Source organism: Arthrobacter sp. YAF16 (assembly GCF_052113385.1).
Classification (GTDB): Bacteria; Actinomycetota; Actinomycetes; order Actinomycetales; family Micrococcaceae; genus Arthrobacter.
On record NZ_JBFRDC010000001.1, the window covers coordinates 1,119,573 to 1,134,209 of the forward strand.

9 protein-coding genes and 2 tRNA genes are annotated in these 14,637 nt (G+C 67.4%); 8 read left to right on the forward strand and 3 right to left on the reverse strand.

The features are described from left to right. Positions 1–23 precede the first annotated feature (23 nt). Positions 24–1,559 (forward strand): glutamate--tRNA ligase, encoded by a 1,536-nt coding sequence (gene gltX / locus AB4Y91_RS05260; RefSeq protein ID WP_441417442.1) that lies wholly within the window; start codon positions 24–26, stop codon positions 1,557–1,559. Further along, a complete protein-coding gene (locus tag AB4Y91_RS05265) occupies positions 1,559–2,296 on the forward strand; it encodes an HAD family hydrolase (RefSeq protein ID WP_441417443.1) in 738 nt (245 codons plus the stop codon). Before gltX ends, AB4Y91_RS05265 begins: the two co-directional genes overlap by 1 nt. Before the next feature lie 79 nt (positions 2,297–2,375). Here the strand turns inward: AB4Y91_RS05265 and AB4Y91_RS05270 are convergent, their stop codons facing one another. Then, positions 2,376–3,866: a hypothetical protein gene (locus tag AB4Y91_RS05270; protein WP_441417444.1), complete on the reverse strand. Its 1,491-nt coding sequence runs from the start codon at positions 3,864–3,866 to the stop codon at positions 2,376–2,378. 357 nt (positions 3,867–4,223) lie between these two features. Between AB4Y91_RS05270 and AB4Y91_RS05275 the strand changes: the two genes are divergently transcribed. From AB4Y91_RS05275 to AB4Y91_RS05295, 5 genes are all read left to right on the forward strand, one after another. Beyond that, positions 4,224–4,295: transfer RNA gene (locus tag AB4Y91_RS05275), tRNA-Gln, on the forward strand. A 130-nt stretch (positions 4,296–4,425) separates the two neighbouring features. Beyond that, positions 4,426–4,501 (forward strand) — tRNA-Glu (locus tag AB4Y91_RS05280). A 2,226-nt stretch (positions 4,502–6,727) separates the two neighbouring features. Then, positions 6,728–8,155, forward strand: a complete 1,428-nt coding sequence (locus AB4Y91_RS05285) for a glycosyltransferase (protein WP_441417445.1) — start codon at positions 6,728–6,730, stop codon at positions 8,153–8,155. 108 nt (positions 8,156–8,263) lie between these two features. Then, positions 8,264–10,045 carry a dynamin family protein gene (locus AB4Y91_RS05290; protein ID WP_441417446.1) on the forward strand — a complete coding sequence of 594 codons (1,782 nt, stop codon included), beginning with the start codon at positions 8,264–8,266 and terminating at the stop codon, positions 10,043–10,045. Continuing rightward, on the forward strand, positions 10,042–11,658 hold the full coding sequence (locus tag AB4Y91_RS05295) for a GTPase (protein ID WP_441417447.1): 1,617 nt from the start codon (positions 10,042–10,044) through the stop codon (positions 11,656–11,658). The genes AB4Y91_RS05290 and AB4Y91_RS05295 overlap by 4 nt, the downstream gene beginning before the upstream one ends. Before the next feature lie 9 nt (positions 11,659–11,667). Here AB4Y91_RS05295 and AB4Y91_RS05300 read toward each other — a convergent pair whose 3' ends face one another. Together AB4Y91_RS05300 and AB4Y91_RS05305 are read right to left on the reverse strand one after the other, a co-directional pair. Further along, on the reverse strand, positions 11,668–12,213 hold the full coding sequence (locus AB4Y91_RS05300; protein ID WP_441417448.1) for a DUF1697 domain-containing protein: 546 nt from the start codon (positions 12,211–12,213) through the stop codon (positions 11,668–11,670). Positions 12,214–12,260: 47 nt separating this feature from the next. Further along, positions 12,261–12,980 carry an IclR family transcriptional regulator gene (locus tag AB4Y91_RS05305; RefSeq protein ID WP_175322958.1) on the reverse strand — a complete coding sequence of 240 codons (720 nt, stop codon included), beginning with the start codon at positions 12,978–12,980 and terminating at the stop codon, positions 12,261–12,263. A gap of 159 nt (positions 12,981–13,139) precedes the next feature. Here AB4Y91_RS05305 and leuC point away from each other — a divergent pair, with 159 nt between their 5' ends. Further along, positions 13,140–14,594, forward strand: coding sequence for a 3-isopropylmalate dehydratase large subunit (gene leuC, locus AB4Y91_RS05310; protein ID WP_441417449.1), 1,455 nt, complete (start codon positions 13,140–13,142; stop codon positions 14,592–14,594). Positions 14,595–14,637: the final 43 nt, after the last annotated feature.

The following is a 14,637-nucleotide window of genomic DNA, read 5'->3' on the forward strand; positions in this document are numbered from 1 at the left end:
CACGCGGTAAAGTTGGTACCACTATGACTACTCCTTCTGCGCCCGACGCCGCCTCCAGCACCGCCACCACGGAAATGACCCGTGAAGTCACCGCCGAAACCCCGGTCCGCGTCCGGTTCTGCCCGTCGCCGACCGGCACCCCGCACGTCGGCTTGATCCGCACGGCCCTCTTCAACTGGGCTCACGCGAAGCACACCAAGGGCACCTTCGTGTTCCGCATCGAGGACACGGACGCGGCACGCGACTCGGAGGAGAGCTACCAGCAGCTGCTCGAGGCGCTCAAGTGGCTCGGCATCAGCTGGGAAGAGGGCGTGGAAGTGGGCGGCCCGCACGAGCCGTACCGCCAGTCCCAGCGCCTGGACCTCTACAAGGACGTCGTGGCCAAGCTCCTGGAGGCCGGCTACGCCTACGAGTGCTACTCGTCCCCGGAGGAAGTCGAAGCCCGCCACCGCGCCGCCGGCCGCGACCCCAAGCTGGGCTACGACAACTTCGACCGGAACCTGTCCGAGGAACAGCTCGCTGCGTTCAAGGCCGAGGGCCGCAAGCCCGTACTGCGCGTGCGGATGCCCGACGAGGACGTCACCTTCACCGACATGGTCCGTGGCGAGATCACCTTCAAGGCCGGCAGCATCCCCGACTACGTGATCGTCCGTGCCGACGGCTCGCCGCTCTACACCCTGGTCAACCCGGTCGACGACGCCCTGATGGGTATCACGCACGTGCTGCGCGGCGAGGACCTGCTCTCCTCCACGCCCCGCCAGGTCGTCCTGATCCGCGCGCTCATGGAGATCGGCGTCGCCAGCTACCTGCCGGTCTTCGGGCACCTGCCGTACGTCATGGGCGAGGGCAACAAGAAGCTCTCCAAGCGCGACCCACAGTCCAACCTCTTCCTGCTCCGGGACCGCGGCTTCATTCCCGAAGGCCTGCTGAACTACCTGTCCCTGCTGGGCTGGAGCCTCTCCGCGGACGAGGACATCTTCACCGTTGGACAGCTGATCGAAAACTTCGACGTCAATGACGTGCTGGCCAACCCGGCCCGCTTCGACATCAAGAAGGCCGAAGCGATTAACGGCACGCACATCCGCATGCTGGACCCGGAGGACTTCCGCGGCCGCCTGGTTCCCTACCTGCAGTCCGCCGGCCTGGTCGGGGAGCAGCTGAGCGCCCGTGAGGAGGAGATCCTCGCGGAAGCAGCGCCGCTGATCCAGGAGCGCATCTCGCTGCTCGGCGAAGCGCCTGAGATGCTGGCCTTCCTGTTCAAGGCCGACGACGCGATCGACGTCGCCGACGACGCCCGCAAGGGCCTCCCGGAGAACCTGACCGAGGTGCTCGACGCGGCCCTGGCAGCGCTGGAACCCGTGGCCGACTGGACCGCGGACAACATCCAGGCCGCCCTCAAGGAGGCCCTGGTGGAAGGCCTGGGCGTGAAACCGCGCCTGGCGTTCGGCCCGGTCCGCACGGCCATCTCCGGGCGCCGGATCTCGCCGCCGCTGTTCGAGTCCATGGTCATCCTGGGCAAGGATTCGTCCCTGGCCCGCCTGCGCGCGTTCCGCGGCTGATGAACGGCGGGTCCGGGTCCGGGAGCGGGATCCTCGCCGCCGGTCTGGACGGCATCCGCGGGGTGCTATTCGACATCGACGACACCCTCGTGGACCTCGAGTTCGCGATGACGACCGCCCTGCGGGATGTCAGCGAGCACCTCCTTCCCGGTCTCGACGAGGCCGGCTGGGAGCGGTTCGGGCGGATCTTCACGCGGGAGACGACCCATTTCTACGACCGCTACCTGGCCGGCGAACTGAGCTTCAACGAACAACGGCTGCTGCGCGGCCGGGCCGCGCTGGGGCACTTCGGCGTCGAACTCGAGGAGGGCGAGCAGGCCCACCACTGGGTGAGCTCCTACGCCAGCCGCCAGCACAGCTACATCCGTGCCTTTGACGACGTGGCGCCGCTGCTGGACGCGCTCGACGCCGCCGGCGTTCCGTACGGGGCGGTGAGCAACAATGTGCACGACTACCAGCGGGTGAAGCTTGACGCCGCCGGGCTGGGGCGCATCGGCGTCCTCGTGGGCACGGACACGGTCGGCGTGCCCAAGCCGGATCCCGCGATCTACCTCGAAGGAGTGCGCCGGCTCGGAACCGGGGCCGGCGAAACGCTGTACGTCGGCGACAACCGGCTTCTCGACGCGGAAGGCTCGACGGCGGCGGGCCTGCTGGGCGTGTGGCTGAACCGCGGCGGGGAGCCCGCCGCAGGCTTCTCCGGGCGCGAGATCGGTTCGCTGCTGGAGTTGCTGGCGTGAGCTTGCCGGCGCCTGTCGCCACAACAAAACGGCCCCGCCGGAGGATCCAATCCTCCGGCGGGGCCGTCTGCGTGACGCGCTAAGCCGCTTCCTGCGCGAGACGCCGTTCCTGTGCCAGTCGCCGGTTCCGCAGCGCCAGGTAGGCGCCCACGGCGCCCAGTCCGAGGAGCGCCACGAGACCCAGGGCCACTGCCACGTCAGCCTTGATCATGTTCGACGGCGACACCGCAGCTGCGCTGGAGTACAGCGTTCCAGTGCCTGCCGCCAGCCGGGCGTTCCCGTCGGCGAGCTTGCCGGCGCCGGTGGACAGCTGGGTGGAGCCCGAGGCCAGCTTGGTGCTGCCCTCGGAGAGCTGCGATGCTCCGCTGGCGAGGGCCGTGGAGCCCTTCAGCAGGCCGGGGTTGGCCGGATCCGCGGGGTCCCCGGCAATTCCGGTGTGCAGCGCCTGCGTGCCGTCCGCCAGCCGGGAGGTTCCATCAGTCATCCTGGCGGTGGCCTTGAGCAGGCCGGGGTGTTCGGGATCGCCCGGAACGCCGTCCATGCCGACCCGGATCTTGGCTGTGCCGGCCGCCAGCAGTTCGGTGCCCAGGACGACGCCGGGGCTGTTGGGATCGCGGCTGTTGAGTTTGCCGGCCAGGGTGGCGAATCCGGCCGTTAGCTTCCCGGTTCCGGCGTGGAGCTGGCCCGCGCCGGTGTTCAACTGGGCGCTCCCGGCCTCCAGCTGGCCGGCGCCGGACTGGAGCTGGCCCGCGCCGCCTTGGAGCTGTGACGCGCCGGCATCCAGCCGCTGGGCGCCGGCGAGGATCTTCGCAATCTTGTCCTTGACCACAGCCAGCGGCACGAGCCCCTGGACCGGGTCGTTGGCGGCCGCCTGCAACAGCTCAAGCGCCTGGGCCAGCGCGGCGGTTCCGGTGCCGGCTTCAGGATTGTTGTTCGCTCCGCGGTAGCCCTTCAGCTGGTTGGTACCCGCCTTCAGCTGGTCGGTCCCGGCTTTCAACTGAGTGGCGCCGGCAGCGAGGCGGCCGGTCCCGTCTGCCAGTTTGGCCGCCCCGGCGTCGAGCTGGGAGGCGCCGTCGGCGAGGTTGTTCGGCGCCGTGCCGGAAGCGGTGGGCGTCAGGGCGGCGGAGAGCTGCACCGCCCCGGCGGCAAGCTTCTGCGCACCGTCGTCCACCTTGTAGACGCCGGGTGCCAGTTTGTTGTTGACGTCCGTCTGGATCTTGACGGCCCCGGTGGCGAGGCTTTGGGCTCCGGCCTGCAGCTTCTCCGCGCCGGGGGCGAGCTTGTCCGCGATCCCGGCCTGGATCTTCGCGGCGCCGTCCGAGAGTTTGCCGGCGCCAACGTCGGCCTGTCCGGCGCCGGTGGCAAGTTTGCCTGCGCCATCCTTCAACTGCTGTGCCCCGGCAGAGGCCAGTCCGGCCCCGTCATTGAGCCTCGCGGATCCGTCCGTGATGCGTCCGGTTACCAGGGTGTAGAACCCCAGTAGCGCGATCAGCAGGAGGGCCAGGATGGCGATGGCGATCTGTTGCGCCCGGGTGCGGGGTGGGACGGTAGCGGCACGACTCTGTGACACGGGTTGTTCCTCTCGACGATCTCGCCGGCAACGGCTCTGCTGCCGGCCCCCCGCAACTGTGATGCAGCTAACATCCAAAATTGGCCGTTATTCTGCCCGCAATTGAGTGGGGGAGGGGTTTGTTACTCATTGGTAACTTACCGAGCGTAAACTTGGCGGAGCCGGATTGGCAAGGGTTTTTGCGGATGAATCCCAAAAAGCGACGCTTGGAAGGGTCGGGAGGGGGTGCTGGCGGCGGTGCGGGCCGAGGCGGCGCCACCGATTTGTGCAAGGGAAAACTCTCGGGTAAAGTAATTACTCGTGCTGAGGCGCTGGGAGCGCGGGTTTCGACCTGCGGAACCGGCCCGAAAGTTCCATTGGGATATGGTGTAATTGGCAACACTACGGTTTCTGGTACCGTCATTCTAGGTTCGAGTCCTGGTATCCCAGCTCTGAATAATCCGCGGGTTTCCGCGGTGAATCAGGGGTTCCGAAGCGGCCTGGCCGATTTGGAACACGCGCCGAGTTTATGAAATACTGACTTGGCTTGAATGGCAGAGATGCTGTTTGGAAAGTACTTGGCCCCATCGTATAGCGGCCTAGTACGCTGCCCTCTCACGGCGGTAACGCGGGTTCGAATCCCGCTGGGGTCACCATCGAAACGGTCCCGGGCATCAGCCCGGGACCGTTTTCCGTTGCCGCGACCAACCTCCTGGGTCATAAACGTAGCGCGTATAAATGCCGGGTGTGTCAGGGTCGTCCCGCCCATCCTGCGCGGGCCCAGAGGCTTGTTCTGGGGGTGGTTGCTGTGCCGTAGTCCTCGGGTCCCTGGTATTGGTCGGGTGCGGTCTCAGCCGGGAGGCGTGTGGGCGTGGGGTGTGCCGGGCGGATGAGCAGGGCGGGCGGGACCGGGCTCTCGCTGTGGAGATAGAGGTACCATTCGATGGCCAGATCCGGTGTTCTTCGCTCATCCCGAGGTGGACCCGCAGGATCAGGCGAAGCTGGGCGTTCTTGCCGCCTTCAATCCCGTTGGTCGTGGCGGCGACGCCCAGTCCGGCGAACTCGTTGCGGAGGTAAGTGAACAGCGCCCCGGCCTGGCTGAGCCGTTTCAGGAGGCGGTAGGCCTTGCGGGGCCTGTCGTGGGAGAACCACCAATTCTGATTCGCGTGCACCCAGGCCAGTGCATGGGCGGTGGTACGGCGGTAAGCGCGGGCCCGGACCAGTTCCGTAGTCCTGGTGCCAGTCGTTGAGGCGGCCCAGCCACGACGCGCCCTGCGCTGGCGTGCTGATCCGTGTCAGGGCCCGCCCAAGACGCAGGAGGGCATTTCCTGCCTCGGTTCTGGGCCCGCCGGTCAAGTGGGTGCGCACGTTGCCTTGGACATGGACGAGGCGGCGCTGCACGGCCGTGTCCGACCAGCAGTCAGGCAGGGCGGCTGCGATCCCGGAACGACGGTCGGTGATCACAACGCGCGGCGCGGGGAACCGTTGAATCAGAGCAGCCCAGGCAGCTTTTTCTCGGTATTGCATCCCTGCCAGCGGAGCACGAAATCCCCGAGACCGCGATCAGACAGCATCGCGACCCACCCAGTCCATCATAGTTTGCGACCATCTCTGGAACGGGGCTGACGTAATCCTCATGCCCGGCGCTGAGGTGGGATCCGGAGCATCGTTGGCCTCCGAAGCGTAGTCACGGAGTGCCGCTCCATCCCTGGTAACTCGCCGGCCGTGCGTTCGCCCGTCGGCGTGCAGCGTCGAAACGTCGTTTGGATCCGCGAACACCTACAAGGCAGCCTCGACATCGCCGACAGTATGGACCCGTGCTTCGAGCCCGAACGTGTCCCGGTTCTCTAGACAATGAAGAAGCGGGCACCGGCGACGACGTCGATACGGACTTCGCCGCACTTGAATACATTTCCGCGTTGCCCGTCGAGTCATTCAGCCTAGAGTTGAGCCGGTCCGCCGTCCCCACGCACGTCTTCGTCCTCTTAGTGACTATCTCGGCGCGTGCGTCGCGCATGATTCGCTGTTCGTTGCAACGTTCCTGATGACAGGGCTTCGGAGGATGACCTCGCTAGAAATCCTGTGGCAACGGGTGTCGTTCTATAGACGCCAGTGGAGCTATTGATGAGGGGTAGCGGAATGCATCTGGTGTCCCGGAAACAGCCGGACAGCGGGCGGGATACGATGTGCGCCCCGTCCACCCGGTTGTGCTGCAGGACCAGCGCCTTCCCACCCCGCGGTCACGGACGGGTTGTTATTGAGATGGTGCCCTGTCGAGTTTCCCGTCAAGGTTCGTCGCGCCGACGCCCTTGAGGACGTTGAGTGCTTATTGGAAGTTGGCTTTGACGCAGTCCCTTGACCGCATGCGCCTGGCGGTGAAGTCGTACACGGGGATGCTAGATTGCCGGTGTGGTCGCCGTACGGGAAGTATAGGTGCGGCGTAACGACAGCAATGCCCTGCGTTTTGGCTGGATCGATGACCACGAGTAAATGAAGAACTTCCTAGCTATGTGTCCGTCCTCGGTGGAAGCTCAACGCTGGCTCTCATGCGGGCGTCCACGCAGCGACTCGCCCGCAATCCAGGCGCCGCCAGCGCTAGTTGCCCAAGGCCCGTCTTCCCGCTCCAGACCAGCGCCAGTCCGCAAAGCGGACATGCCGCAGACTTTCAAGCACCCCAGCCACCCTAGGCTCGCAAAGGCAAAGCTACCCCTCACTTCGCCGGCAGCTGCGGGAGCACACTCAGTTCGTACGCATACTTCGTCCTACTAGCCCCGGAAATGGCCCCTACACCCATGAGGGCCGCCAGCGCGTGTAAATCGGCGCGCGGGACTCGGCTAGAATCTGATGGGCCCGGTATGGCGGGCAATGGGGAAGGAATGATGATGGCGAGCAAGACAGCCCTTCCGGCTGCGCAGTACCTATTCACCACCGGGCAGGTGAGGGCCAATTATGGCGGGCAAACGCTTTCAATGATGCGCCGAGCGAAATTGTTTGCAGAAGCGGGCACGCCAGTCGCGATAATGACCGTCGATTCCTGGTATGGTTACCCAGCTCTCCGCGAGGAATGGGCAGAGGAAGGCGTCACAGCCGAGGGTGTGACGATCCTTAACATCCATGAGGATTACCGGGTGGGGGACATTCATCACCTACTGACCGGCGCAGCGGTCAGGCGTCGTGAACCGAAGGTGCTGCAAATCCCCATGGGCTTCCGTCCTTACGAAAACCCCGTTGACGGGAAAAACATGAAACGCTTCTGGTATCCGGAAGGGTCCAAGCAGCACCGATTCACGGAATACTTACGCCCGGATCGGTCCGTATTCATGCGCACTTTGTCAAACCCTGGCGTCACTGAGTGGGAGTTGCCGGAGCGACCCGTGGGTTTTTACGACACCGAAGGCACGTTTGTGGGCGCCTTTGGCTCTCACCAAGCATGGTGGGCGCACTGGATTGGCGCAGTCTCAGCAGGAAACGAACCTACTGTCATCGTAAATGATTACGAACACCCGTTGTTCCTTGGGCTGGGTGCCCGCCCGGGCGTCCGAAAGGTGCAGGTCATTCATTCTGCGCACTCCAAGGGAGCTGACCCGTTAGGTCCAGTGAAGGAACGTTGGGAGGAAATCGCCCGCGGTCACGAGCCCTTCGATACTGCAGTGTTCCTCACGGAGGCCCAGCGGGACGACTGGGTCCGCAAGCTTCCGTCCGACATACTTACCGCCGTGATCCCGCACTCGGTTCACGCTGACGCGGCAGCGAACCTACCTGACGCACGGGGGCTTCGTTGCGTGATTGTCTCCAGGCTCGACGACAGTAAGAACGTGGCTGCGAGCATCAAAGCCTTCGACGTCGCGCTTAGTCGCTCCCCTCAGGCATACCTCGACATCTACGGGGACGGTCCGGCACGGAAGAAGTTGGAGGAACTGGTCTCCGCGCTGGGCATTGGCGATAAAGTCACTTTTCACGGTCATTTGGTAAACGCCGCCGCCGAGTTCGCGACCGCGCGGCTGGCCCTGTTTACGAGCAAGTCGGAAGGTTTCGGGCTAACTATATTGGAAGCCCTTACCCGCGGGTGCCCTGTTCTAGCCTTCGATGTCCGCTACGGCCCCAGCGACATGATCGAAGATGGTGGGAATGGCTATCTGATACCGGACGGGGGTGTTGGCGAGATGGCTTCGAGGCTCGGTGACCTGCTGACGGACGATGCACTGGCCGAGCGCTTGTCGAAACAGGCTGTCAGTTCCGCGGAAAAGTTCAGTGAAGCCGCTTTCGTTCAGCGGTGGGCTGACTTGGTCGAAGCCGTGCCGTCCATCTAGTTGGCATCTTGCTGCCACCTCTCGGCACTGGAATCACGATTCGGAGTGCCTTGGACTTTGAAGCCGTGGCAGACCTGCCCCGCCCGGCCCAACTGGCATGATGATGCAGTGAGCTCCAACGAAAGCACCGGCCTCCCCGGACCGCAGACCCCCGCCGCACGCCAGGCTGCCGCCGTCGAGCTGCTTGAGGCGCTCCGGCGGGAACTGTCCACGGTGTCGTTGCCCCTGGCGTTGCCCGGGGCCGATACCGCGCGGCTCGACATCCGCCAGGTCCTGGCTCAGCTGGATGACTACATCCTGCCCCGCTACCGCAGCCTGGATGCGCCGTTGCTCGCCGTCGTCGGCGGTTCAACAGGCGCGGGCAAGTCCACGCTGGTTAACGGCCTGGTGGGCCACCCGGTGACCCGGGCAGGGGCGATCCGCCCGACCACCCGCCAGCCCATCTTGTTGCACCACCCCGGCGACGCCGAATGGTTCGATGACCAGCGCGTGCTGCCGAGCCTGAGCCGAATCCGCGGAACGGTGGTCGCCGCGCCGCTGCCCGCACATCAGGCGGGCCCCACCCCGGACGCGGCCGCCATCACCTCCCTGGTGCTCGCCGCGGACCCGGCCGTGCCACAAGGCATCGCTCTGCTGGATGCCCCCGACGTCGACTCCATCTCGGATGACAACCGCCGGCTCGCCGGCCAGCTCCTCGCGGCCGCCGACCTGTGGGTGTTCGTCACCACTGCCAACCGCTACGCCGACGCCGTCCCTTGGCGCCTGCTGCTGGACGCCGCCTCTCGCGACATCATGGTGGCCATCGTGCTTGACCGCGTGCCGGCGGCGGCAGAGGAGGAGGTCAGCGCGGATCTCCAGGCCATGCTCAGCCGCGAAGGCCTGGGTTCCGCGCGGCTCTTCGTCGTGCCCGAGGTGGCGCTGGACGCCATGGGGATGCTGCCCGTCGACGCCGTCGCGCCGCTGCGCAGCTGGCTCCAGGAACTTGCCGCCGACGCGGCCGGCCGCGCGGCGATTGCCCGCCGGACGCTCAACGGCACGGTCAAGGCGCTGGGCGGCCGGGTCGAGGCCGTCGCGGACGCTGTGGCCGCCCAGCACCGCGCTGCCGGGCTGCTGGCCACGGACGCCAGCAGCGCCTACGAGGACGCCGTCGGCCGGATCCTCGACGCAACCCGGGACGGCGCCCTGCTGCGCGGTGAAGTCCTTGCCCGCTGGCAGGACTTTGTGGGCACGGGCGAGTTCTTCCGCGTCATGGAGCAGAACATAGGCCGGCTGCGGGACCGGATGGGCGCCTTCTTCCGGGGCGAACCCACCCCGGCCGTGCGGGTGGAAACTGCGATCGAAACAGGCCTGCAGGCTGTCATCCTTGACGAGGCCGCCAACGCCGCCGAAGACGCCGACCAGCGCTGGCGCTCCGACCCGGCCGGCCGGCAACTTCTGGGCACAGATGACCTCTCCGGCACCAGCGAGGGCTTCGCCGACGCCGTGGCCGCCGAGATCCGGGCGTGGCAGGGCAGCCTGATGGAGCTGATCCGGACCGAAGGCCAAGGCAAACGGAGCCAGGCACGCTGGCTCTCCTTTGGCATCAACGGTCTCGGCGCGGCACTGATGATCGTGGTCTTCTCGATGACCGCGGGCCTGACCGGCCTGGAGATCGGTGTGGCTGGCGGAACCGCCGTCGTGGGCCAGCGCGTGCTCGAAGCCGTCTTCGGCGAGGATGCCGTGCGCCGGCTGGCCAAGACGGCGCGCGAGGACCTGCAGGTGCGCTGCCGGCGGCTGTTGCAGGCAGAACAGCAGCGTTTCCTGGCACGGCTGGAAGTGCCTGACGGAGTGCCACCGGCGGTCCTCGCGGAGCAGGCCGCTGCGCTCGGCCGGCTGGCGGCCTCGGCATGAACCGCCACACCGCCGCCAAGCAGGCCTCGCAGCTGCACCGCCGGCTGGAAGCCCTCAACGAGGCCCGGGAACTCGCCGCGGGCGCCCTGCCCGAGGAGACCCTGGCCGAGGTGCTCGGGGTCCTGGAACGGGCGAGTTCCCGCCGCTCGCTCTCGGCTGACCACACCGTGGTGGGCTTTTTCGGCGCGACCGGCAGCGGCAAATCATCGCTCTTCAACGCTGTCAGCGGCGAGGAAATCGCGACCGCAGCGGCACGGCGCCCCACCACCTCCGAGCCGTTGGCCGGCATCTGGGGTGCCGAGGGCAGCGACGGACTGCTCGACTGGCTGGACGTCCGCACCCGGCACCACGCCGCGGCGGTCCCCGGATTCGCCGACGAGACCACCGGGCTGATTCTGCTGGACCTGCCGGACTTCGACTCGACCCGGGCCGAAAACCGGGAGATCGTGCAGCGCATGGTGGGCCTCGTGGACGTCCTGGTGTGGGTGCTGGATCCGCAAAAGTACGCCGACGCCGCGGTGCACAATGACTTCCTGGCCCCGCTCGCCTCGCACGCGGCCGTCACCCTCGTGGTGCTCAACCAGGTGGACCGCCTGCCCGAACATGAGGTCCGGCCGGTGCTGGAATCCCTGAAGGGCATCCTGGCGCGGGACGGCCTGGGCAAGGTGCAGGTGCTGGGCGCTTCGGCCGTGGTCGGCACCGGCGTGGACAAGGTCCGGGCCGCCATCCGCCAGGTGGTCATGCAGCGGCTGGCGCTCTCGCAACGGCTCGCCGCGGATGTCGACCGGGCCTCGGCGCGGCTTGCCGAGGCCTCCGGTGCGGGCGAGGCTGCGGGCGTCAAGGGGTCCACCCGGGAGCGGCTGGCCGGGGAGTTGGCCGTCGCCGCAAACGTGCCGCTGGTGGTAGACGCCGTGGCACGGTCCTACCGGCAGGAAGCCACGCGCCGCACCGGTTGGCCGGTGACGCGCTGGCTGGTCCGGTTCCGGCCCGATCCGCTGCGGCGGCTGAACCTGCGACGGACCCAGGCGCGCCCGGAGCTGAATCGTACCTCGCTGCCGCCGGCCGGGGCCCCGGAGCGGGCCCGCACCGACGCCGCTGTGCGGGAGTTTGCCGACGCCGCGTCCGACGGCGCGCCGGGGCCCTGGCGCGCGGTCATCCGCGGTGCCGCCCGCGAGGGGAGAGAGCAGCTACCGGACGCTCTGGACCAGGCGATCGCCGGCACTGATCTTAAAGCCGGGCGCAGTTCCTGGTGGTGGACCGCCTTCAACGTGGTCCAGTGGCTGGGGCTGCTCGTCGCGCTCGGTGGCCTGGTCTGGCTGGGGGTGCTGGCCGCGCTGGGCTACTTCCAGCTGCCCGTGCCGGAGATTCCGCGGACCGAGGGCTGGCCGGTCCCCACCGTCATGGTGGCCGGGGGAGTGCTGCTGGGCATCGTGCTGGCCCTCGCGGCGAAATTCATTGCCGGCGCCGCGGCGCGTGCCCGTGCGGCGGCCGCCAGGAAGCGGCTCCAAGCCGCGGTCGCCGCCGTCGCGGAGGAGCTGGTGGTGGACCCGGTGGAACTGGAGATCAGCAGGCTCAAGTCTTTCAACGCCGCCTTGAAGTCGGCGGCAGGCTGACGGCCGGGCTCAGCCTGTCGCCAGGAATTCGGCGGCGTCGCGGACCTTGACCAGGGTCCGCAGGTTGCGCGTCGTGGTGCTGGCCTTGTACTTGGCCTTGGCGGAGAGCTTGCTGAAGGGGCTGTCGAGGGTGCCGCCGGCGGGAGCCATCCAGGCCACGGCCTCAGGCCCCAGCCGCGACAGCGCCACCCCCTCGAGGGCGCTGCCGGCGTCGAACAGCTCGGAAAGTATCCCGGTATCAGAGGAGAGGGTGACATAGCTGTGCGTCGCGGTGTCGTCCGCCGGGTAGGGGCAGGCGTCGACGAGTTCGGCAACCCGGGAGGCTTCCAGCACCACCACCCAGGCGTCGTAGCCGAAAGTCTCCCGGAGGCAGGCCTCGAACTCGGCTTTCACGCCGGCCGCCGGAAGCTCGCTGGCCAGCACCACGTTGCCGCTGGCCAAAAGCGTTTTCACGGCCGAAAACGGACGTGACTTGAGGGCCTCTTTGAGCTCGGCCATCTTGATATTGATTCCGCCCACGTTGACGCCGCGGAGGAAGACCGCATAGCTGTTCATGGCCACAGCCTAACTGCGATGTCCAGCGTTCCCCCGCGCAGGGGGCGTCAGTCGTTGGTCTTGCGCAGCGCCTCGGTCAGGACCCGGGCGGCGTTGCAGACCACCTCGGCGTGCAGGCGGCCGGGCTGGCGGGTCAGGCGTTCGATCGGGCCGGAAATAGAGACGGCGGCGATCACGCGTCCGGACGGGCCCCGGACCGGCGCGGAAACGGAGGCGACCCCCGGCTCGCGTTCGCCGAGGCTCTGTGCCCAGCCCCGGCGTCGTACTCCGGCCAGGACGGTGGGCGTGAAGCGGGCGGCCTGGAGGCCTTCGAGTAGGCGGTCGTGGTCTTCCCACGCCAGCAGCACCTGGGCGGCGGAGCCTGCCTTCATGGAGAGCTGGGTGCCGACCGGGATGGTGTCCCGGAGGCCGATCGGCCGCTCGGCGGAGGCGACGCAGACGCGCCAGTCGCCCTGGCGGCGGAAGATCTGGGCGCTCTCGCCGGTGGCGTCGCGCAGTTGCATCAGCACCGGGCCGGCGGAGGCGATCAGCCGGTCTTCGCCGGCTGCGGAGGCCAGTTCGACCAGGCGGCTGCCGAGGACGAAACGGCCCTGGATGTCGCGGCTCACCAGGCGGTGGTGGACGAGCGCCAGCGCGAGGCGGTGCACCGTGGGCCGCGCGAGCCCGGTGGCCGCAACGAGCTGCGCCAGGGTGGTGGGGCCGGCCTCGAGCGCGTCGAGTACATGGGCCGCTTTATCGATGACGCCGACGCCACTAGAATTGTCCATGTAATGATATTGCCGTCTCAATATCTGAGATGCAAATCATTGCGCTGGCATATTTGACGGCAGTGCTGATTCAGTGGAGATCAACAACCAGCCGGAACGGGACCGTCGCGAAGCGATAGAGACAGTCACGCGGCAAAACAGCAGTGAAGGGAGCAGGCCGTGGCAAAGACATTGGCCGAGAAAGTCTGGGACGCACACGTGGTGCGCAAGGGGGACGGCGAAGGCGCCAACGCCCAGCCGGATCTCCTCTTCATTGACCTCCACCTCGTGCATGAGGTGACGTCCCCGCAGGCTTTCGAGGGCCTGCGGCTCGCCGGCCGCAAGCTGCGCCGGCCGGACCTCACCATCGCCACCGAGGACCACAACACTCCCACGCTGGCCATCGACAAGCCAATCGCGGACCTCACCAGCCGGACCCAAATCGAGACCCTGCGGAACAACTGCAAGGAGTTCGGCGTCCGCCTGCACTCCCTGGGTGACGCCGAGCAGGGGATCGTGCACGTGGTCGGCCCGCAGCTGGGCCTCACCCAGCCCGGCATGACCGTGGTCTGCGGCGACTCGCACACGTCAACCCATGGGGCTTTCGGGGCGCTCGCCATGGGCATCGGCACCTCCGAGGTGGAGCACGTCATGGCCACCCAGACGCTCTCGCTCAAGCCCTTCAAGACCATGGCAATTAACGTTGAGGGCACGCTGCGCCCCGGTGTGAGCGCCAAGGACATCATCCTGGCCGTCATCGCCAAGATCGGCACCGGCGGCGGGCAGGGCTACGTCCTGGAATACCGAGGTTCGGCCATCCGGGCACTGTCCATGGAAGCCCGGATGACCATCTGCAACATGTCCATCGAGGCCGGCGCCCGCGCCGGACTGGTCGCCCCGGACCAGGCCACCTACGACTACATGCACGGCCGCCCGCACGCGCCCCAGGGCGCGGACTGGGACGCCGCCGTCGAATACTGGAACACGCTGCGGACCGACGACGACGCGACGTTCGACGCCGAGGTGGACCTCGACGCCGACACGCTGGAACCGTTCGTGACGTGGGGGACCAACCCGGGCCAGGGTGTTTCCCTGTCCGCCAAGGTGCCCTCGCCCGCTGACTTCGGCGACGAGAACGCCAAGGCCGCCGCGGAACGCGCGCTGCAGTACATGGGCCTTGAAGCCGGCACGCCAATGAAGGACATCCGGGTCGATACCGTATTCCTGGGCTCCTGCACCAACTCCCGGATGGAGGACCTCCGGGCGGCGGCGGACATCATCCGCGGCCGGACCAAGGACCCGGACATCCGGATGCTGGTGGTGCCCGGTTCCGCCCGCGTCCGGCTCGAGGCAGAGGCCGAGGGACTGGACAAAGTCTTCACCGACTTCGGTGCGGAGTGGCGCTTTGCCGGCTGCTCAATGTGCCTGGGCATGAACCCGGACCAGCTGGAGGTGGGGGAGCGTTGCGCCTCCACATCCAACCGCAACTTCGAAGGACGCCAGGGCAAGGGCGGACGCACCCACCTCGTCTCGCCCGTCGTGGCAGCGGCGACGGCGGTCCGCGGCACGCTGAGCTCGCCGTCGGACCTGGACCCTGTGTCCGCATCCGCTGGCCGCCGTTCCGCCTCGGTGTAGCGCCCACCCCGACTGCACCGATCCACACAGCCACGAAGGATCC

Bases quoted from the DNA above. Each gene is read 5' to 3' on its own strand.
- AB4Y91_RS05285 (WP_441417445.1), top strand. From the start codon at position 6,728: ATGGCGAGCAAGACAGCCCTTCCGGCTGCGCAGTACCTATTCACCACC.
- AB4Y91_RS05300 (WP_441417448.1), bottom strand. From the start codon at position 12,213: ATGAACAGCTATGCGGTCTTCCTCCGCGGCGTCAACGTGGGCGGAATC.
- gltX (WP_441417442.1), top strand. From the start codon at position 24: ATGACTACTCCTTCTGCGCCCGACGCCGCCTCCAGCACCGCCACCACG.
- AB4Y91_RS05295 (WP_441417447.1), top strand. From the start codon at position 10,042: ATGAACCGCCACACCGCCGCCAAGCAGGCCTCGCAGCTGCACCGCCGG.
- AB4Y91_RS05305 (WP_175322958.1), bottom strand. From the start codon at position 12,980: ATGGACAATTCTAGTGGCGTCGGCGTCATCGATAAAGCGGCCCATGTA.
- AB4Y91_RS05265 (WP_441417443.1), top strand. From the start codon at position 1,559: ATGAACGGCGGGTCCGGGTCCGGGAGCGGGATCCTCGCCGCCGGTCTG.